The organism is Kitasatospora phosalacinea (genome assembly GCF_000716545.1).
GTDB lineage: Bacteria > Actinomycetota > Actinomycetes > Streptomycetales > Streptomycetaceae > Kitasatospora > Kitasatospora phosalacinea.
This window is the reverse complement of the sequence record NZ_JNWZ01000067.1, coordinates 18161-36748: the sequence shown is the minus strand read 5'-3', so window position 1 is coordinate 36748 and position 18588 is coordinate 18161. Positions and strand designations below refer to the sequence as shown.

The window sequence follows — 18588 nt, the reverse complement described above, 5'->3', positions numbered from 1 at the left end:
CAACACCGTCACCGTCAACCTCCCCGCCACGCCCACCCGTTACCTGCGACTGACCGTCACCGGCAACACCGGCTGGCCCGCCGGACAGCTCTCCGAACTCCAGGTGTTCGGCGCCTGACCCGGCCGCCGCCCGCAGCCCGAGGAGCAGGGAGCCTCCTCCCGGCTGCGGGCGGCGACCGCCACGCGCCGTTCCCCGCCCGGTTCCTGACGACCGGGCGGGGAACGGCGCTTCCGGCCGTTTCCGCGTCCGGCCGGAGCGGCAACGGCGTTGACCGACACGGCGGTTGCGGCCTCAGGCGAAGTGGCCGACCGAGGCCGCCGCCACAGCAGGAAACCTGCCGGGAAGGCGATGCCGTGGAACGCCTTCGCCCGCACGCGGGCCACCACCGCGCCGACGGAGAACAGCAGCAGCCCGACGGACCCCGCGCAGAGCATGCGGCCCCGACCGCAGGGCCTCGCCCCGCACGGGACGGGGCCCCTCGATGCAGGAGGAGCGCGGTGACGGGTCGTTCGGCGGGTTACCGGTTGTCAGCAGGTCCGTGTGGCGGCCTGTCGGCCATCACCGCTGCAGCCGGGCCGTGACGGATGCTCAGGGCTGACGGGTGCTGAACTGGCGGCGCAGGTATCCGTGCCAGGCGTGGACGTAGGCGGCGCTGACTGCGGCTTCGGGGGCGAAGAGGTCCCAGGCGTGGTAGGCGCCGGGGTACAGGTGCAGTTCGACGGGCACGCCGCTGGCCTGGAGCCGCGTCGCGTAGCTCAGGTCCTCGTCGCGGAAGACGTCGAGTTCGGCGGCCGCGATGAAGGTGGGCGGCAGGCCGGTGAGGTCCGTTGTGCGCGCGGGTGCGCTGTACTGCGGCACCTCCTCGGCGCCGGCGCGGTCCCCGAGGATCAGTTTCCAGGCCAGGATGTTGGTCGCGCGGTCCCAGATGCCGATGTCGGTGACCTCGTGGCTGGACGTGGTGGTGTTGCGGTCGTCGAGCATCGGGTAGCTCAGCGCCTGGAACAGCGGCGCCGGCCCGCCTTGGTCGCGGATCATGAGCGCGGTGGCTGCGGCGATACCGCCGCCGCCGCTTTGCCCGGCCAGGGCGACGCGGTCCTCATCGATGCCGAGCGCGGCTGCCTGGCTGCGAAGCCAGCGGTAGGCGAGCAGGCCGTCCTCGGCGGCGGCCGGGGCGGGGGCCTCCGGCGCGAGCCGGTAGTCGACGGAGGCCACGATGCAGCCGACCTCCAGGACGAGGTGCTTGAGGGTGGGGTCGTCCTGGGCCGCGTACCCGAGGACCTGCCCGCCGCCGTGGAACCAGACCAGTGCCGGCAGTGGCCCGGCCTCCTCGGTGGGCCGCAACAGCCGGATGGCGAGGGTGGATCCGTCCGGGCGGGGCGCCCGGACCTCTTCGACCGACACGGACGGCTCGTCCGGTATCTGGGCAGCGATCGCCTCGGCGAAGGCGCGGACGCCGGCGCGCGTGCCTTCCAGGTCGCTGAGGTCGAACACCCCTGCCTCCGTCATCGGCACGGCCTTCAGGACCTCGGCGAGTTCCGGGGCGATCCGCTCGTGTGTGTTCTTGGTGTTCATGTTGTTCGTCTCTTTTCGGCTGCACATCAGCCGGTCGCGCAGGGAGTGACGGGTGTGGCCCGGTTCCGCCGAGCCGTCTGGACGGGCGAGCGGACCGGACCGGGATGGAGAAGAGGGGTGGGCTCAGCGCACGGTGGTGGCGGGGGCATCGAAGTAGTGGCCTTGGCCGAGATCGTCGACGAGGCCGGGCTGGACGGGCGTCCAGCCCAGGAGGTCGCGGGTCAGCGCGCTGGAGGCCGGGTTGTCGGCCTGGGCGTGAGCGCTCAGGAAGCCGAAGTGGGCCTCGGCCTCGGTCGGCGCGATGCTGACCACGGGCAGGTTCAGCCCTCGGCCGATGCCCTCGGCGATCTGGCGGAAGGTGATCCCCTCGTCGTCGACGGCGTGCAGCCGTGACCCCGCCGGTGCGGATTCCAGCGCCAGCCGGTACAGGCGCGCCGCGTCGAGCGTGTGCACGGCGGGCCAGCGGTTGGCCCCGTCGCCGACGTAAGCCGAGACGCCCTCGGAGCGGGCGATGGAGATGAAGGTCGGGATGAAGCCGTTGTGGTCCAGGGAGCTGTGCACGGTCGGAGTGAGCCGGACGACGGACGACCGGATGCCACGGTCGGCGAATGCGACCACCGCGTTCTCGGCCTCGATCCGCGGTCCCGCGTCGAGCACGTCGGCCTCGGTGAGGGTGCCCTGCAGTCCCGCGAAGGCGAACAGCGCGGTTCCCGATGTGGCCACCAGAGGCTTGCCGGTGCCAGCGAGCGCGTTCCCGAGCGTGTCGACGGCGCGCAGATCCGCTGCGACCGCGCCGTCGAAGTCGCCGGCGAACATGGCGTCGTGCTTGAAGGCCAGGTGGACGACCCCGTCAGCCGCAGCGGCGGCCGCCGCGAGGCCGTCGAGGTCATCGAGGTCGCCTCGGTGCACCTCGGCGCCGACAGCCGTCAACGCGGCGGCGGATTTGTCCGAGCGTGCCAGCCCGACGACCTGGTGCCCCGCTTTGATGAGCTCGGGAACGACCGCGGAGCCGAGATGTCCGGAGGCTCCGGTGACGAATACGCGCATGGTGCTGCCCTTTGCTGCGGGCTCCCCGCCGGGGCGAAGAGCCGTGATGTCAGTTCGTGACATCACCGTAGCACCCATGTCAGTCACTGTCATCACTCTGATGTCAGATTCTGTCATCGGTGTGTAGGATCGGAGCATGAGCCGATGGAAACCCGATGCGCGAGGCCGACTGGAGAAGGCGGCGATGGAGCTCTACAACGACAAGGGCTTCGAAGCCACCACCGTGGCGGAGATCGCCGCCCGGGCCGAGGTCACCGAACGCACCTTCTACCGGCACTTCGTCGACAAGCGGGAAGTCCTCTTCCAGCCCAACGCCCTGGTCGACGTCCTCGCGCACGCCACGGCCGCCGCCGACTCCCTGGCGCCACTGGAGGTGATCACACACGCGCTGACCGAAGCCGCTCCGGTCTTCGAAGAACGCGCAGAACTGGTACGGCAGCGCCAAGCCGTCATCGCCGCCAATCCCGAACTGCAGGAACGCGAACTGGCCAAACAGGCCTCACTCGTCTCCACCCTCGACCACGCGCTTCGGGGGCGCGGCCTGGATTCCGCCACCGCGGCACTCGCGGCCGAAATCGGGATCGCCGCGTTCAAGGTCGCCTTCGACCGCTGGATCAACGACGCCGACCAGCACACCCTCGCCCGGCACATTCGGGAGACCCTGGACGCCACCAGGCACCTCACCGCGCCCGCCGAACACTCCGCAACGACCGACGACGCGAGCTTCCAAGGCCAGGAGAACGCGCCGTGAGCGCGGCGGACGCCCTCTCCGCACGGGGCGCGCGGTCTCCGCAGGCCCCCGGCTCGGAAGACCCTGGGCCTCGTCCAGCTCGCGAACGGGCCCGAGTTACGGTGCCCGGTGACACGCCCTCGGAAGGCTGACCACAACCCCTCCGTTCGGGTGTTGCCCTCTGGCTTTCCACTGTGACGGAGCGCGGTGGTTTACGGGCGTAAGGGCTGGACCGTCGCCGTGCGTGATGCCCAGGTCCTCCGGTGCTTGGACGAGGACGCCGGCCGTGAGGTGGTCCGTACCGGGTTGCGCGGGGACGGGGGCGAAGCCGGGCTCGTCCTTGACGTTCTCCCGGTCGTCCACCGGGAGGTGCCGGCGCGCGAGGCGCGCGTGGCGGTCGATCGGGTGAGGGTCGTTCTCGACGTGCCGGGCGAGGCGTTCGAGGTCCTGGACGAGTGGGATCTCGACGACCTCACCGAACGGCCGCGGACCGCCCCGGACCGCAGCCGGCAGCTGCGGCTCGAGTTCGAGCCGGTCCGTCAAGGGCCGACGCTGCGAGGACGGATGGTCCAGCACGCTCCACCCGTTCCGGTGCCAGCCGGTCACCACCGTATAGGCCCAGCCGCAGGCTTCCGCGGCTTCCCGGCCAAGGACGGCGGCCTGGAGGAGACCCTGACGGCCGCCCGGGTGGCCGCCGCCGGGGACGCGCCGATCACGCCGAGTGTCGTCCGCCGGCTGATCGGGGGCACCGGCCGTCCCGAACCCGCCGGGGAGTCGGCCGGGTCCGTCGAACGGCGAGCCCGTGGCCGAAGGGACGGCGGACATCCGGGCCGTCCGGCCGGAGCGATCGACCGAAGGTGCGAAAGTTTCGAGTGAAATGGCCCTCCCAGGTTGCCGTTCTTTCCGGGCACCGCCACCTGTCACTCCCTCGAAATTGCCCGACCAGGCAGGTGCGGCGCCAAAAACAGGCTCTGAACAGGGGATACTTCCGACGGGGTGACTCCCCGCCCGCTCCAGGTCATTTCGCAAGCGTGTCGAAAGTGTTGACAGTCCGACAGGTGCGGGCCAGCATCGTCGCCATCGGCAGACCCCACGACCGCCGATCCAGGTCGACCACCGCGACCGGCCACCCCCGCCCGGTCGCACGACGCCCGCACGCGTCGGCCGCCACCCCGGCCGCGGCGCTGCGCCGGGTCACGCCACACCGCACCCCTTCCGTCAGCCCCCACGAAGAGGAAGCACACACGTGAAGCCCATCCGTCCCACCCGAGGCAGCCGCCTCTCCCGGCTCGCCGGCAAGGCGTCCGTCCTTGCCGTGGCCTTCGCAGCCGTGCTCACCATCCCCACCTCGGCGAACGCCGACACGACCGTCTCGTCGAACAGCACCGGCACCAACAACGGGTACTTCTACTCGTTCTGGAGCCAGAACAGCGGCCAGGCGTCCATGACCCTGGGCGCCGGCGGCCAGTACAGCACCACGTGGAACAACGTCACCAACTTCGTCGCCGGCAAGGGCTGGAACCCCGGCGGCACCGACCCCGTGACCTACTCGGGCACGTTCAACTGCAACGGCAACTGCTACCTGTCGCTGTACGGCTGGACCACCAACCCGCTCATCGAGTACTACATCGTCGACAACTACGGCAACTACAACCCGAGTTCGGGCGCCACCAAGCTGGGCTCGGTCATCAGCGACGGCAGCACGTACGACCTGTACTCGACGCAGCGCACCAACGCGCCCTCCATCGAGGGGGACCACTCGAACTTCACGCAGTTCTGGGCGATCCGCCAGTCGAAGCGCACCGGTGGCACCATCACCGTGTCCAACTTCTTCACCGCCTGGGCGAAGGCGGGCCTGAACCTCGGCACCCCGAACTACCAGATCCTGGCCACCGAGGGCTACGGCAGCAGCGGCAGCTCCAACATCACGGTCAGCCACGGGGGCGGCACCTCCAGCCCGTCGCCCAGCCCGTCCGGCAGCACCAGCCCCTCGCCGAGTCCGTCGCCCAGCCCGTCCGGCTCCACCGGCGGCAGCGGCTGCACCGCGACCTTCACCAACGCGTCCGACTGGGGCGCCGGCTACACCGGCGCGGTGACCGTCAAGAACAACGGGTCCACCGCCACCAACGGCTGGAAGGTCACCATGACCTACGCCGGCAACCAGACGGTCACCAACCTCTGGAGCGGCACCTACACCCAGTCCGGCCAGGTCGTCACGGTGAACAACGCCGCCTACAACGGCAGCATCGCGGCGGGCGGCACCACCAGCTTCGGCTTCAACGCCAACTACAGCGGCACCAACACCGCTCCGGCCCTCGCCTGCACCGCGAGCTGACCGGGCACCACCGGGCACCGGGCCGCCCGGCCGCGTCCCCCAGGGGGCGGCCGGGCGGCCCGGTGCCGTCCGCCGTCCCGGGGGCTTGCCGGTGCTGCCCGCGCGGGGCCGGGGTCAGGGCGCGTCGAGGTCGTCGGGGGCGGCGTCGCTGAGGCCCAGCCGCAGGTGTTCGCTGTGGTAGACGGCGTGGTCGAGGAGGGCGGCGACGTGGTTGTCGTACAGCTCGTAGACCACCGAGCGGCCGTTGCGGCGGCCGACCACCAAGCCGAGGTTGCGCAGCAGGCGCAGCTGGTGCGAGCAGGCGGACTGCTCCAGGCCGGCGGCGTGGGCGAGTTCGGTGGCGGCGCAGGGGCCCTCGCGCAGGCGGGAGAGGATCAGCAGCCGGGAGGGGGTGGCGAGGGCCTGGAGCGTGGTGGCGATCCGGGCGGCGCTGTCGGCGTCCAGCGGGGTGCGCGGGAGGGCGCTCTTGGTGGGGGAAGCTCCGTGACCCATGCCGACCATCGTACAACGCACGCATGAACGAGCCTTCATATGTTCATGTATGGTGGCCGGGTCGTTCCCCCGCTCCCCCTTCGAGGAACCCCGCTGCCATGTCCTCCACCCTGATCGAGCGCCCGACCGACGGGTCCGCCGCCCCGGCGGGCCCCACGCCGCGCCGCCGCACCCGGGTCCTGGCGCTGCCCGAGGCCCGGTGGGCCGCCGCCGCGCTGGCGCTGTTCCTGCTGGCGCTGCCGCTGCAACTGTCCGGCGCCCCGGCCTGGGCCTGGGGCCCGCCGTACGCGCTGGCCTACGCGTGCGGCGGCTGGGAGCCCGGCTGGGCCGGGCTGCGGGCGCTGCGCGAGAAGACCCTCGACGTCGACCTGCTGATGGTCGTGGCCGCGCTGGGCGCGGCCGCGGTCGGGCAGGTGCTGGACGGCGCGCTGCTGATCGTCATCTTCGCCACCTCCGGCGCGCTGGAGGCGCTGGCCACCGCACGGACCGCCGACTCGGTGCGCGGCCTGCTCGACCTGGCTCCGGCCACGGCGACCCGGCTGTCCGCCGACGGCGGCGAACAGACCGTCCCGGTCGACGGGTTGGCGGTCGGCGACGTGGTGCTGGTGCGCCCCGGCGAGCGGATCGGTGCGGACGGCCGGGTGCTGGACGGGGCGAGCGAGGCCGACCAGGCGTCCATCACCGGCGAGCCGCTGCCGGTCGCCAAGCGGGCCGGCGACGAGGTGTTCGCCGGGACGCTGAACGGCACCGGCGCGCTGCGGGTGCGGGTGGAGCGGGACGCCGCGGACTCGGTGATCGCCCGGATCGTGCGGCTCGTCGAGGAGGCCTCGGAGACCAAGGCGCCCACGCAGCTGTTCATCGAGAAGGTCGAGCAGCGGTACTCGCTGGGCATGGTGGCCGCCACCGTGGCGGTGTTCGCGGTGCCGCTGCTGGTCGGCGCGGCCTTCACCGACTCGCTGCTGCGCGCGATGACGTTCATGATCGTGGCCTCGCCGTGCGCGGTGGTGCTGGCGACCATGCCGCCGCTGCTGTCGGCGATCGCCAACGCCGGACGGCACGGCGTGCTGGTGAAGTCGGCCGTGGTGATGGAGCGCCTGGGCCGGGTGGACGCCGCCGCGCTCGACAAGACCGGCACCCTCACCGAGGGCACGCCCCGCGTCACCGACGTCCGCCCGCTGCCCGGCTCCGGCCTGGACGAGGACGGGCTGCTGGCGCTGGCGGCCGCCGTCGAGCACCGCAGCGAGCACCCGCTGGCCCGCGCCGTGCTGGCCGCCGCCCGCGAGCGCGGCCTGACCCCGGCCGCCGCCACCGACTTCGCCTCCACCCCCGGCGTGGGCGTCAGCGCGACCGTCGCCGGGCACGCCGTCGCGGTCACCGCACCGACCGGACCGCTGGCCGGCGTCGCGGAGTTGGAGGCGGCGGGCCGGACGGCCGTGCTGGTCTCCCGGGACGGCGCGCCGGTGGGCGTGCTGGGCGTCGCCGACCGGCTGCGGCCCGACGCGGCCGCCACCGTGGCCGCGCTGGGCGCCCTGACCGGGACGGCCCCGGTGCTGCTCACCGGTGACAATCCGCGCGCGGCCGGGAAGTTGGCGGCGGAGGCCGGGATCACCGAGGTCCGGGCCGCGCTGCTGCCGCAGGACAAGGTCGCGGCGGTGCGGGAGTGGGAGGCTGCCGGGCGGCGGGTGCTGGTGGTGGGCGACGGCGTCAACGACGCGCCCGCGCTGGCGGCCGCGCACGTCGGTGTCGCGATGGGCGGGGCCGGCTCCGACCTCGCGCTGGAGACCGCCGACGCGGTGGTCGTCCGCGACGAACTGGCCACCGTACCGGCGGTGGTGGCGCTCTCCCGGCGGGCCCGCTCGCTGGTGGCGCAGAACCTGGTGATCGCCTCGGTGTTCATCGGCGTCCTGGTGGTGTGGGACCTGGCCGGGACCCTGCCGCTGCCGCTGGGCGTGCTCGGCCACGAGGGGTCCACCGTCCTGGTCGGGCTGAACGGGCTGCGCCTGCTGCGCGACGCCGCGTGGCGGCGGGCCGCCGGTGCGGTTCCGGGGGCGGGGCGGTGAGCGGCCGGGGCGGGTGCGCTCCGGCAGCGCGGGGTAGGGTCGCCGCCGTGACCACCGTGATCGAGAACGCCGGAAGTGCCCGATGAGCCGTCGCGCCCGCACGAAGACCGCCGAGGCCCCCGAGCGGGGCGCGGCCGCCCGGTGCACCGTCTCGGTCTGCCGGGGCTGCTGCTGCGGCACGCCGAAGGTGCCGAAGCTCGACCACGCCGCCCAGCTCGCCGAACTGCGCGGCGCCCTCGCGGAGGTGGCCACCGTCCGCCCGGTGTCCTGCCTGGACGCCTGCGAGCACGCCAACGTGGTCGTGGTGCAGCCCTCCGCGGAGGGCCGCCGGGCGGGCGGGCGGCCGGTCTGGCTCGGGCTGGTCAACGACCGCGACGCGTCCGCCGACATCACCGCCTGGATCGAGGCGGGCGGCCCCGGCCTGGCCGAGATCCCCGCCGTCCTCGACCTGTACGTCTTCTCCCCCTCGCGGCGCGTCCGGGAGCAGCTGGGCGGTTGAGCCCGGACCCCGGCGCCCGGGCCCGGGCCTGCGGCGCCGGGGCGGCGGGGCGGCGGGGCAGGGGGCGGGGGACGCCCGGTCGGGAGGGCCGGGAGGGTCGGGAGCAGGGCTGCTGGCGCGGCGGGGTTCCGGATAGCTACCATCCTGAATATGCGGACGAGCGAAGGCGTGGAGTGGGGGCTGCACTGCTGCCTCACCCTGGCCTGGGTGGGTGGCGCGGACCCGGTGCCCTCGGCCCGGCTCGCGGCGATGTTCGAGCTGTCGCCGACGTACCTGAACAAGGTGCTGCAACGGCTCACCCGGGCCGGGCTGTTGACCTCCGCCCCCGGACCGCGCGGCGGGGTGCGGCTGGCCCGCGCGCCGGAGCGGATCACCGTGATGGACGTGGTGGCCGCCGTCGAGGGCCCGGACCCGTTGTTCTCCTGCGCCGAGATCCGGCAGCGGGGGGCGGGCGCGGAGGGGGCGGCGGTCCGCGAGTTCGCCCGCCCGTGCGGGGTCTCCACCGCGATGCGCCGGGCCGAACTGGCCTGGCGGCGCGAGCTGTCCGCACAGACCGTGGCCGACCTGGCGGCCGGCACCCCGGCCGCGTCGGTGGCCAGGATCCGCGCCAACTACGCGCGGCTGGCCGGTAGTTCCGTCTGACGTCCGAACGTCCGCCGACCGGACCGGTCCTTCCGCGTCCGGCAATTCCGGATACAGCATGTCCCGAATGATTCAGGACACCAGATGTCCCGAATCCTTCCCGCCAGAAGTTCGAAGCCCGAAGTCCGAAGCCCGAAGGGACCCTTCCCGTGACCGAAGCGCTCAAGGCCCCACCCGCACCGGCCCCCGCCCCGCCGCCGCCCTCGGCCGGCCTCGGCCTCGCCGCCGTCCTCGCCCTCGGCACCTTCGCGGTCGGCACCGACGCCTTCGTCACCGCCGGCTTCCTGCCCGCGGTGGCCGACTCGCTGCACGTGTCGACCTCCGCCGCCGGGCAGTCGGTGAGCCTGTTCGCCGCCGTGTACGCGCTGGCCTCGCCGCTGCTCGCGGTGGCCACCGCCCGGCTGCCCCGGCGCACCCTGCTGACCGGCGCGCTGGTGCTGCTGGCCGCCGCGAACGCGCTCACCGGGCTCGCCCCGAACTACCCGGTGCTGCTGGCCGGCCGGGTGCTCGCGGCGCTCGGCGCGGCCGCGTTCACCCCCACCGCGGGGGCCACCGCGGCGGCGCTGGTGCGGCCCGAACGGCGCGGGCGGGCGCTGGCGGTGGTGATCGGCGGGCTGACGGCGGCCACCGCGCTCGGCGTGCCGCTGGGCCGGGTGGCCGCCGTCGGGCTGGGCTGGCGGGCCGCGCTGGGGGCGGTCGCCGCGCTGACCGCGCTGTGCGCGCTCGCGGTGCGCCTGGCGCTGCCCGCGCTGCCGGGCACCGAGCCGGTCCCGCTGCGCACCCGGCTGGCGGCGCTGCGCCGCCCGGGGGTGCTCACGGTGCTGCCGCTGACGGTGCTCGGGATGGCCGCCTGCTACGTCCCGTACTCGTACAGCGTGCCGGTGCTGGACGCCGTCGGGGTCTCCGGGCGGACGGCGGTGGTGGTGGCGCTGCTGCTGTACGGGGCGGGCGCGGTGGCGGGGAACCTGCTGGCCGGGCGGTTCGCCGACCGGCGGGGGCCGGTGCGGGTGCTGACGGCCGGGTACGCGGCGATGGCGGCGGCGTTCGCGGTGCTGGCCGGTCTGGCGGCCGGGCACGTCCGGGCGGGGGTGGCCGTGGTCGGGGTGCTGGTGTTCCTGTGGGGCGCGAGCAGTTGGTGCCAGACGCCGCCGCAGCAGTTGCGCCTGCTGTCGGCCGCCCCCGAGCAGGGGCCGCTGCTGGTGTCGCTGAACTCCTCCGGCATCTACCTGGGCATCGGCGCGGGCAGCGTGCTGGGCGGGGTGGTGCTGCCGCTGGGCGCGGCGCCGGTGTTCGTGCTGGCGGCGGTGCTGGCGCTGGCCGCCGGGGTGCTGCTGCGGGTGACCGCGCGCGGCGCCGCCGCAGGTGCTACATCCACATGAACGGCAGGCCGGCGACCGCCGCGGCGGACCGGTTGCTCGCCCTGAGCACCTCGTCCGGCGCCTCGCCGGCCCGGTGGTCGAGGTAGCGCGAGACGGTCAGCGTGATGTGGTGGCCGACCAGTTCGACCTTGGCCGCCGACATCGGCTTGGCACCCGCGGCCGGGGCCGACAGCCCGTCCGGGTAGGCGAATTCGAACTCTCCGACCCGCTCCCGGACGGTCTGCAGGGCCTTGGCCGCGGCGTCCGCGTCGAGGAAGCGCAGCACCGTGACGCTGGAGACCACCGGCTGGTCGGCCCTGGTGAGCGCGACCTCGATCCAGCCCTGGCAGGCCAGGTCCGCCAGCACGTCCCGGGTCTTGTCGCCCTGGGCGTCCTTGCAGTCCGCCCCCTCCCGGGAGGCCGAACGGTGCGCCCGGTAGTTGTCGTACTCGTAGACCCGCTGGGCGGGGAAGTACCGCTCCGAGACGAAGGACTGGGACTCCGTCAGCGGCGGCACGGGCTGGCCCGCGACGGCCGGGGCGGTGGCCGACTTGTCCCCGGAGGGCGTCGACGCCCCCGCGTCCCCGTGGTGCGGGGTCGAGACCACCCAGACCCCGCCGACCGCGAGCAGTCCGACGGCGCTCCACAGCGCCGCCAGCCGGCGCCGCTCACCGACCGCCCGGTGCCCGGCCACCGGCTGCCCGTCGTCCGCGTGCGCCTCGCGCTGGATGGTCATGGCGCAGATTCTATGCAGTTGATCAGACTGTCCTCCCTTCGGGTCGGACGCACGCCCACTTCGGACCGTTTCCGCCCGCCGACCCCGTCGCCCCCGCCGACCCGGGCGCCGAGGTCGACGAACGCCCCTCGCTCGAATCGTGGTCGACCCCGGCCGCCCGCTCCCGCCGGCCGACCCGGCCGGCAGTCCCCCGGCCGCCCGAACCCGCGGGCCAGGGGCCCGGGCGGTCACTGTGAGCCGCGACACTGTGACAACTCGCACAGCCTGCGGGCGATCTTCTGGCGGGTTCCCTCTGGCGGACGCCGGGGCGGGGCGGGCAGGATCGGGCCATGGACCTCCTCGACATCCTGACCGACAAGGGCCTTCGCCGGGAACCGCCCACCCGGGAGGAGGCGCTGGCCGTGCTGGCCACCACCGACGACCAGTTGCTGGAGGTGGTCGCGGCCGCCGGCCGGGTGCGCCGGCAGTGGTTCGGCCGCCGGGTGAAGCTGAACTACCTGGTGAACCTGAAGAGCGGGCTGTGCCCGGAGGACTGCTCGTACTGTTCGCAGCGCCTCGGCTCGAAGGCGGAGATCCTCAAGTACACCTGGCTGAAGCCGGACCAGGCCGCCGAGGCGGCGGCCGCGGGCGTCGCGGGCGGGGCGAAGCGGGTGTGCCTGGTGGCGAGCGGGCGCGGCCCGACGGACCGGGACATCGACCGGGTCGCGGACACCATCGCGGCGATCAAGGGCGCGGACGAGCACGTCGAGGTGTGCGCCTGCCTGGGCCTGCTCTCCGACAACCAGGCCGAGCGGCTGAAGGCGGCCGGCGCCGACGCGTACAACCACAACCTGAACACCTCCGAGGCCACCTACGGCGACATCACCACCACCCACACCTACGCGGACCGGGTGGACACCGTGGCCAAGGCGCACGGCGCGGGCCTGTCGGCCTGCTCGGGCCTGATCGCGGGCATGGGCGAGAGCGACGAGGACCTGGTCGACGTGGTGTTCGCGCTGCGCGAGCTGGACCCGGACTCGGTGCCGGTGAACTTCCTGATCCCGTTCGAGGGCACCCCGCTCGCCGAGGAGTGGAACCTCACCCCGCAGCGCTGCCTGCGGATCCTGGCGATGGTCCGGTTCGTCTGCCCGGACATCGAGGTGCGGATCGCCGGCGGCCGCGAGGTGCACCTGCGCTCGATGCAGCCGCTGGGCCTGCACATCGCCAACTCGATCTTCCTGGGCGACTACCTGACCAGCGAGGGCCAGGCCGGACAGGCCGACCTCGACATGATCAAGGACGCCGGCTTCGAGGTGGAGGGCGCCGCGGAGACCACCCTCCCCCGCCACCGCGCCCGCGCCGCCGCCGGCTGCGGCGGCCACCAGGAGGAGAGCGCCTGCGGGACGGGCGGTGGCTGCGGCACCGGTTGCGGCCCGTGCGGCGGACACGGCGAGGCCCCGGAGGCCGTCGAAGCCGCGTCCTCGACGGCCTCGACGGCCTCCGAGGACGAGGCGCGCACCGACCTGGTCCGGGTCCGCCGTCGCGGCGCCGGCACCGAACTGGCCCCGAACGCCTGATGGATCGTCAGCACACCCCGGACACCGCCCGGTTGCTCGAACTGGACCGGGCGCACGTCTGGCACCCGTACGGCCCGATGCCGGGCACGGCGCGGCCCCTCGTGGTGGAGTCGGCTGCGGGCGTGCGCCTGCGGCTGGCCGAACCGGTGGGCGGGCAGCGGGAGTTGATCGACGGCATGTCGTCCTGGTGGGCGGCGGTCCACGGTTACCGGCACCCGGTGCTGGACGCGGCGGTGCGCGGGCAGCTCGACTCGATGAGCCACGTCATGTTCGGCGGCCTCACCCACCGTCCGGCCGTCGAACTGGCGGCCAAGCTGGTCGAGTTGACGCCGGAGCCGTTGCAGCACGTCTTCCTCGCCGACTCCGGTTCGGTCTCGGTCGAGGTGGCGCTGAAGATGTGCCTGCAGTACTGGCGCTCGCTCGGCCGGCCGGAGAAGCACCGGGTCATGACCTGGCGCGGCGGCTACCACGGCGACACCTTCCACCCGATGTCGGTGTGCGACCCCGAGGGCGGGATGCACCACCTGTGGGGCGGGGTGCTGCCCCGGCAGCTGTTCGCCGCCGAGCCGCCCGCCGGGTACGACGCCCCGGCCGACCCCGCGTACGTCGCGCACCTGGCCGAGCTGATCGGGCGGCACGCGGGCGAACTGGCCGCCGTGATCGTCGAACCGGTGGTGCAGGGCGCCGGCGGGATGCGCTTCCACTCCCCCGAGTACCTGCGCGTGCTACGGGAGTTGTGCGACGCGCACGACGTGCTGCTGGTCTTCGACGAGATCGCCACCGGCTTCGGCCGCAGCGGCGAACTGTTCGCCGCCGACCACGCGGGCGTCGCCCCGGACGTGATGTGCCTGGGCAAGGCGCTGACCGGCGGCTACCTGACGCTGGCCGCGACGCTGTGCACGGGCCGGGTCGCCGAGGGCATCTCGCGCGGCGAGGTTCCGGTGCTGGCGCACGGCCCGACCTTCATGGGGAACCCGCTGGCGGCCGCCGTCGCCAACGCCTCGATCGACCTGCTGCTGGAACAGGACTGGCGCGGCGAGGTGAAGCGGATCGAGTCCGCGCTGCACACCGCGCTCGCGCCGTGCGCCGGGCAGCCCGGGGTCGCCGACGTCCGGGTGCTGGGCGCGATCGGCGTGGTGCAGTTGGACGCGCCGGTCGACATGGCCGCGGCGACCGCGGCCGCGGTCGAACAGGGCGTGTGGCTGCGGCCGTTCCGCGACCTGATCTACACCATGCCGCCGTTCGTCACCGAGGACGCCGACGTCGCCGCGATCGGCCGGGCGGTCGCCGCCGCGGCCGCCGCCTCCACCCTCTCGCACAGCTAGCAGCTAGGAACCGCACCATGTCCACCGTCCTGTTCGTCACCGGCACCGGCACCGAGGTCGGCAAGACCCTGACCACCGCCGCGGTCGCCGCGCTGTGCCCGGAACCGGTGGCGGTGCTCAAGCCCGGCCAGACCGGGCTCGGCCCGGACGAGCCGGGGGACGCGGACGAGGTGGCCCGGCTGGCCGGGCCGCTGGTGCGCCCGGTCGAACTGGCCCGCTACCCCGAGCCGCTGGCCCCCGAGACCGCCGCCCGCCGGGCCGGGCTGCCGGCCCTCGCCCCCGAGGACGTCGCCAAGGCGGTGGCCGGGCTCGCCGCCGACCACCGCACCGTCCTGGTCGAGGGCGCGGGCGGCCTGCTGGTGCGCTACGACGAACAGGGGCGCACCCTGGCCGACTTCGCGACCGCCTGCCGGCACCTCGGCCTGGACGTCGAGTTCCTGCTCGTCGCGGCGGCCGGCCTGGGCACCCTGAACGCCACCGCCCTCACCGCCGAGGCCCTGCGCCACCGCGCCCTGCCGCTGCGCGGCGTCGTCATCGGCTGCTGGCCCGCCGCCCCCGACCTGGCCACCCGCTGCAACCTCGCCGACCTCCCCACCGCCGCCGACGCTCCCCTCCTCGGCGCCCTCCCGGCCGGCGCCGCCGCCCACACCTCCACCACCTTCCGCCCCTTCGCCGCCGCCGCCCTCGCCCCGACCCTGGGCGGCGACTGGGACGCCGCCGCCTTCACCGCCGCCCACCGGAGCGCCTGACGGACCCCGGCCCCGGCGCCTCCCCGCCGCCCGGGTGCGCCGGAGGCCGCCCCCGGGCGGGGGCGGCCTCCGTGGGGGTGCGGTGGGTCAGCCCGCGTTCTTGGTGCTCTTGCGGGCGGCCTTCTTGGCGGCGCGCTGCTCGGTGGGGGCGCCCGCGGTGGCGAGGGTGCCGCTGGAGCTCTCCAGGTGGGCGCGGACGAACCACTGGTACTGCTCCAGGTCGCGCAGCTGCTCGATGAGCAGGTCCTCGGTGGCGGGGTCGATCTTGCCGGCCAGCTCGACGGCGTTGCGCAGTTCGGTGATGACGCCGTTGTAGACCAGGTCGAGGGCGCCCAGGTGGGCGATGGCGTCGGCCCGGCCGACGCTGTAGTCGTCCCAGCCGCGTTCGGCGACCAGGCGCCCGGGCGTGCCGTACGCGACGCCGCCCAGGGTGGCGATCCGCTCGGCGACGTCGTCGGCCATCAGGCGCACCCGGTCGACCTGGGGGTCGAGCATCTTGTGGACGGCGATGAAGTGCGGGCCGACCACGTTCCAGTGGATGTGCTTCAGGGTGAGGTGCAGGTCGTTGAGCGCGTTCAGCCGCCCCTGCAGCGCGGCGATCAGCTCCGCCCCCTGCTCGGTGGTCAGGCCGGGGACGGTGTAGGCGGGGCGGTTGGCGGAGCGGGCCACGGTGGTTCTCCTCATCACGGGGTCGATCACGGGGTCGGACCTGAACGGTGCCGCCCTGACGCCTCCCCGATTCCGCGCGAGTCATGGCTGCCGATCCGCCGAACGGGTGAACGCCTCCCCCGTCCGCCGGAGCGGGCGCCCCGCCCGGGCCGGGCGAGGCGGTGGTGACGGTGCGCACGGGCGGGGACCGGACGGGTGCGCGGGAGGTCGGGCCGCCGGCGCGGCGCTCCTCGCGGGCCTCGCGCTGCCGGCCGTCCGCTCCCTGCTCGCCCGGCGCCGCTCCGGTCGCGACTGACCCGTCCGATCCGGTCGGCTGTCAGTACCGGCCGGAAGGATGACGGTCATGAACAACGCCGATCTGCTCTCTTCCGGCGATTACGCCGACGCCGTCGCCACTGCCGCGCGGGCCGCCGCCGCCTACTACGGGGACGGGACGACGACGCTCGGGGACGACGAGTACGACGCGCTGGCGCGGGCGATCGCGGCGTACGAGCAGGCGCACCCGGAGGAGGTGCTGGCCGAGTCGCCGACCGGGAAGGTGGCGGGCGGCGCCGCGGAGGGGGACGTACCGCACAGCGTGCCGATGCTGTCGTTGGACAACGTGTTCTCGGGGGAGGAACTCGCCGACTGGGCGGCCTCGTTGGAGCGCCGGCTGGGTTGGGCGCCGGCCGGGTGGTGCGTGGAGCCGAAGCTGGACGGGCTGGCGGTCGCGGCCCGGTACGAGGCGGGCGCGCTGCGGCGGGTGCTGACCCGCGGGAACGGCCTCGCGGGCGAGGACATCACGCACACCGCGGGCGACGTGCTGGGCCTGCCGGCCCGGCTCGCCGAGCCGGTCGACGTCGAGCTGCGCGGTGAAGTGCTGCTGACGCGCGCCCAGTTCGAGCTGGCGAACGAGATCCGCACGGCGCACGGCGCGGTGCCGTTCGCCAACCCGCGCAACGGCGCGGCGGGCACGCTGCGGGCCAAGGACCGGCCGTACCGGATCGAGTTGACGTTCTTCGCGTACGACGCGGTGGGCCTGGGCGAGGAGTCGACGCACAGCGCGCTGCTGGAGCGGCTGGCGGCGCTCGGGGCGAACACGGCGGCGTCGACGGCGGCCGCGCCGCTGCGCTGCGGGACGGTCGAGGAGGTGCAGCGGCGGGTCGAGGAGATCGCCGGGATGCGGGCCGCGCTGCCGTTCGGCATCGACGGCGTGGTGGTGAAGGCGGACGACGCGGCCGACCAGGCGCAGGCCGGCTCCGGTTCGCGGGCGCCGCGCTGGGCGGTGGCCCGCAAGCTCGCGGCCGAGCACAAGGTGACCAGGCTGCTGGGCGTGGAGTGGGCGGTGGGCCGGACGGGCGTCATCGCGCCGCGCGCCGTGCTGGAGCCGGTGGTGATCGACGGCGTGACGGTCTCGTTCGCGACGCTGCACAACCCGGCCGACATCGAGCGGCGCGGCCTGATGCTGGGCGACCGGGTCTTCGTCTACCGCGCGGGGGACGTGATCCCCCGGGTGGAGGCCCCGCTGGTGGAGGAGCGCACCGGCGACGAGCAGCCGATCGTCTTCCCCACCGCCTGCCCGCGCTGCGGGGAGGCGATCGACACCGGCGAGCAGCGCTGGCGCTGCGTGCGGGGCCGCAACTGCCAGCTGGTGGCCTCGATCATCTACGCGGCGGGCCGCGACCAGCTGGACATCGAGGGCCTGGGCTCGACCCGGGCGGTGCAGCTGGTGGAGGCCGGTCTGGTCCGCGACCTGGCGGACGTGTTCACGCTGACCCGCGAGCAGTTGCTCTCGCTGGAGCGGATGGGTGCCACCAGCACCGACAACCTGCTCGCGGCGATCGCCGCCGCCCGCACCCGCCCGCTGAACCGGGTGCTGTGCGCGCTGGGCGTGCGCGGCACCGGCCGCAGCATGTCGCGGCGGATCGCGGCGCACTTCGGCTCGATGGCGGCGATCCGGGCGGCGGACGCCGGGACCCTGGCGGCGGTGGAGGGCATCGGCCCGGAGAAGGCCCGCCTGGTGGTCTCCGAACTCGCCGAGCTGTCCGCCCTGTTGGACCGCCTGGCCGAGCTCGGCGTGGGCACCCGGGTCACCGAGCCGGTCCTCCCCGTGCCCGCGCCCGTGCCCGCGCCCGTGGCGGACGCGGCCGGGGTCGCGCAGGCACCGGCGGGCGGCCCGCTGGCCGGCGAGGCGGTGGTGGTGACGGGCAGCATGACCGGCCCGCTGGCCGCGCTGTCCCGCAACGAGGTGAACGAGCTGATCGAGCGGGCCGGCGGCAAGGCGTCCTCCTCGGTCTCCAAGCGCACCACCCTGCTGGTGGCCGGCGAGAAGGCGGGTTCGAAGCGGGCGAAGGCCGAGGAGCTGGGCGTCCGCGTCCTCGGCCCGGAGGAGTTCGCCGCCCTGGTCGCCGACCACCTGCTCGTCGCGGTCTGACCCTCCTCTCTATCCCCCTCCCGCTCCCCTTCGCGTTCCTTCGACGGCCCGTCGGTTCACGGCCGAGGCGTTCCCGCCCGTGAACCGGCGGGCCTCCGCGTCGCAAAGGGAAGACAAAGCCGAGGCCATCAATCGGCTAACATTGCGGTCCGGTGGACAAGGTCGGCCGGGGAGGGCCGAGTTGGTGCCCGCACGGATGTCGGCACGGACGTCCGCACTGGGGACGACAGGGACAACGGGGGCGTCGTGTCGCAACGGACCGTGGCGGACTCGGCCGCTCTCCGCGCGGGGGGAAGAACACGGCAGCGGTCGGTGAGGATTTCCCGGCCCCTGTGAAGAACCTGCCGAGAAGGCTCCGGCGGCCGGGGAACGGCGGATAAGCAGGAAGCTGCGTCCCGGGCGCC

General features: G+C 74.3%; 16 protein-coding genes. 11 read left to right on the top strand and 5 right to left on the bottom strand.

The features are described from left to right. Positions 1 to 589: 589 nt before the first annotated feature. Both OO48_RS27545 and OO48_RS27540 read right to left on the bottom strand, forming a co-directional pair. Positions 590 to 1573 carry an alpha/beta hydrolase gene (locus tag OO48_RS27545; RefSeq protein WP_033221049.1) on the bottom strand — a complete coding sequence of 328 codons (984 nt, stop codon included), beginning with the start codon at positions 1571 to 1573 and terminating at the stop codon, positions 590 to 592. 123 nt (positions 1574 to 1696) lie between these two features. Next, positions 1697 to 2620, bottom strand: coding sequence for an SDR family oxidoreductase (locus tag OO48_RS27540; protein ID WP_033221047.1), 924 nt, complete (start codon positions 2618 to 2620; stop codon positions 1697 to 1699). A 136-nt stretch (positions 2621 to 2756) separates the two neighbouring features. Here OO48_RS27540 and OO48_RS27535 point away from each other — a divergent pair, with 136 nt between their 5' ends. From OO48_RS27535 to OO48_RS27520, 3 genes are all read left to right on the top strand, one after another. Further along, the gene (locus OO48_RS27535) at positions 2757 to 3371 is read left to right on the top strand and encodes a TetR/AcrR family transcriptional regulator (RefSeq protein ID WP_051732919.1); all 615 of its coding nucleotides are present in this window, start codon (positions 2757 to 2759) and stop codon (positions 3369 to 3371) included. 246 nt (positions 3372 to 3617) lie between these two features. After that, complete coding sequence (locus OO48_RS27530; protein ID WP_157845547.1) at positions 3618 to 4226, top strand: hypothetical protein; 609 nt, start codon at positions 3618 to 3620, stop codon at positions 4224 to 4226. A gap of 370 nt (positions 4227 to 4596) precedes the next feature. Further along, positions 4597 to 5685, top strand: a complete 1089-nt coding sequence (locus OO48_RS27520) for a glycoside hydrolase family 11 protein (RefSeq protein ID WP_033221041.1) — start codon at positions 4597 to 4599, stop codon at positions 5683 to 5685. A gap of 114 nt (positions 5686 to 5799) precedes the next feature. Here the strand turns inward: OO48_RS27520 and OO48_RS27515 are convergent, their stop codons facing one another. Further along, positions 5800 to 6177 carry an ArsR/SmtB family transcription factor gene (locus OO48_RS27515; protein WP_033221059.1) on the bottom strand — a complete coding sequence of 126 codons (378 nt, stop codon included), beginning with the start codon at positions 6175 to 6177 and terminating at the stop codon, positions 5800 to 5802. Positions 6178 to 6275: 98 nt separating this feature from the next. On the opposite strand from OO48_RS27515, the gene OO48_RS27510 reads away from it, so the two are divergent. The 4 genes from OO48_RS27510 (at position 6276) to OO48_RS27495 (ending at position 10757) form a co-directional block, all read left to right on the top strand. After that, the gene (locus OO48_RS27510; protein WP_033221039.1) at positions 6276 to 8237 is read left to right on the top strand and encodes a heavy metal translocating P-type ATPase; all 1962 of its coding nucleotides are present in this window, start codon (positions 6276 to 6278) and stop codon (positions 8235 to 8237) included. A gap of 82 nt (positions 8238 to 8319) precedes the next feature. After that, complete coding sequence (locus OO48_RS27505) at positions 8320 to 8736, top strand: (2Fe-2S) ferredoxin domain-containing protein (protein WP_033221038.1); 417 nt, start codon at positions 8320 to 8322, stop codon at positions 8734 to 8736. A 150-nt stretch (positions 8737 to 8886) separates the two neighbouring features. Further along, on the top strand, positions 8887 to 9378 hold the full coding sequence (locus tag OO48_RS27500; protein ID WP_033221037.1) for an RrF2 family transcriptional regulator: 492 nt from the start codon (positions 8887 to 8889) through the stop codon (positions 9376 to 9378). Between the two features lie 149 nt (positions 9379 to 9527). Further along, a complete protein-coding gene (locus OO48_RS27495) occupies positions 9528 to 10757 on the top strand; it encodes an MFS transporter (protein WP_033221036.1) in 1230 nt (409 codons plus the stop codon). On the opposite strand, the gene OO48_RS27490 is transcribed toward OO48_RS27495, so the two are convergent. Continuing rightward, on the bottom strand, positions 10744 to 11472 hold the full coding sequence (locus OO48_RS27490) for a hypothetical protein (RefSeq protein ID WP_033221034.1): 729 nt from the start codon (positions 11470 to 11472) through the stop codon (positions 10744 to 10746). The genes OO48_RS27495 and OO48_RS27490 overlap by 14 nt on opposite strands. Before the next feature lie 329 nt (positions 11473 to 11801). Here OO48_RS27490 and bioB point away from each other — a divergent pair, with 329 nt between their 5' ends. Genes bioB through bioD form a run of 3 tightly spaced genes read left to right on the top strand, consistent with a single transcriptional unit; the run spans position 11802 to position 15102 of the window. Further along, positions 11802 to 13028, top strand: a complete 1227-nt coding sequence (gene bioB / locus OO48_RS27485) for a biotin synthase BioB (protein ID WP_033221032.1) — start codon at positions 11802 to 11804, stop codon at positions 13026 to 13028. Beyond that, entirely contained in the window at positions 13028 to 14353 is a 1326-nt protein-coding gene (locus OO48_RS27480; protein WP_209439549.1) for an adenosylmethionine--8-amino-7-oxononanoate transaminase, read from the top strand. Before bioB ends, OO48_RS27480 begins: the two co-directional genes overlap by 1 nt. Before the next feature lie 17 nt (positions 14354 to 14370). Beyond that, positions 14371 to 15102, top strand: a complete 732-nt coding sequence (gene bioD / locus OO48_RS27475; RefSeq protein WP_033221029.1) for a dethiobiotin synthase — start codon at positions 14371 to 14373, stop codon at positions 15100 to 15102. An 87-nt stretch (positions 15103 to 15189) separates the two neighbouring features. Here the strand turns inward: bioD and OO48_RS27470 are convergent, their stop codons facing one another. Then, positions 15190 to 15786: a Dps family protein gene (locus OO48_RS27470; RefSeq protein ID WP_051732923.1), complete on the bottom strand. Its 597-nt coding sequence runs from the start codon at positions 15784 to 15786 to the stop codon at positions 15190 to 15192. Positions 15787 to 16105: 319 nt separating this feature from the next. Here OO48_RS27470 and ligA point away from each other — a divergent pair, with 319 nt between their 5' ends. Next, positions 16106 to 18184 carry an NAD-dependent DNA ligase LigA gene (gene ligA, locus OO48_RS27465; protein WP_033221025.1) on the top strand — a complete coding sequence of 693 codons (2079 nt, stop codon included), beginning with the start codon at positions 16106 to 16108 and terminating at the stop codon, positions 18182 to 18184. Positions 18185 to 18588: the final 404 nt, after the last annotated feature.

Coding starts and splice junctions, on each gene's coding strand:
- OO48_RS27540 (WP_033221047.1), bottom strand. CDS start 2,620: ATGCGCGTATTCGTCACCGGAGCCTCCGGACATCTCGGCTCCGCGGTC.
- OO48_RS27545 (WP_033221049.1), bottom strand. CDS start 1,573: ATGAACACCAAGAACACACACGAGCGGATCGCCCCGGAACTCGCCGAG.
- OO48_RS27480 (WP_209439549.1), top strand. CDS start 13,028: ATGGATCGTCAGCACACCCCGGACACCGCCCGGTTGCTCGAACTGGAC.
- OO48_RS27490 (WP_033221034.1), bottom strand. CDS start 11,472: ATGACCATCCAGCGCGAGGCGCACGCGGACGACGGGCAGCCGGTGGCC.
- OO48_RS27500 (WP_033221037.1), top strand. CDS start 8,887: ATGCGGACGAGCGAAGGCGTGGAGTGGGGGCTGCACTGCTGCCTCACC.
- OO48_RS27470 (WP_051732923.1), bottom strand. CDS start 15,786: ATGAGGAGAACCACCGTGGCCCGCTCCGCCAACCGCCCCGCCTACACC.
- OO48_RS27510 (WP_033221039.1), top strand. CDS start 6,276: ATGTCCTCCACCCTGATCGAGCGCCCGACCGACGGGTCCGCCGCCCCG.
- OO48_RS27535 (WP_051732919.1), top strand. CDS start 2,757: ATGAGCCGATGGAAACCCGATGCGCGAGGCCGACTGGAGAAGGCGGCG.
- bioB (WP_033221032.1), top strand. CDS start 11,802: ATGGACCTCCTCGACATCCTGACCGACAAGGGCCTTCGCCGGGAACCG.
- OO48_RS27505 (WP_033221038.1), top strand. CDS start 8,320: ATGAGCCGTCGCGCCCGCACGAAGACCGCCGAGGCCCCCGAGCGGGGC.
- bioD (WP_033221029.1), top strand. CDS start 14,371: ATGTCCACCGTCCTGTTCGTCACCGGCACCGGCACCGAGGTCGGCAAG.
- OO48_RS27515 (WP_033221059.1), bottom strand. CDS start 6,177: ATGGGTCACGGAGCTTCCCCCACCAAGAGCGCCCTCCCGCGCACCCCG.
- ligA (WP_033221025.1), top strand. CDS start 16,106: ATGACGGTCATGAACAACGCCGATCTGCTCTCTTCCGGCGATTACGCC.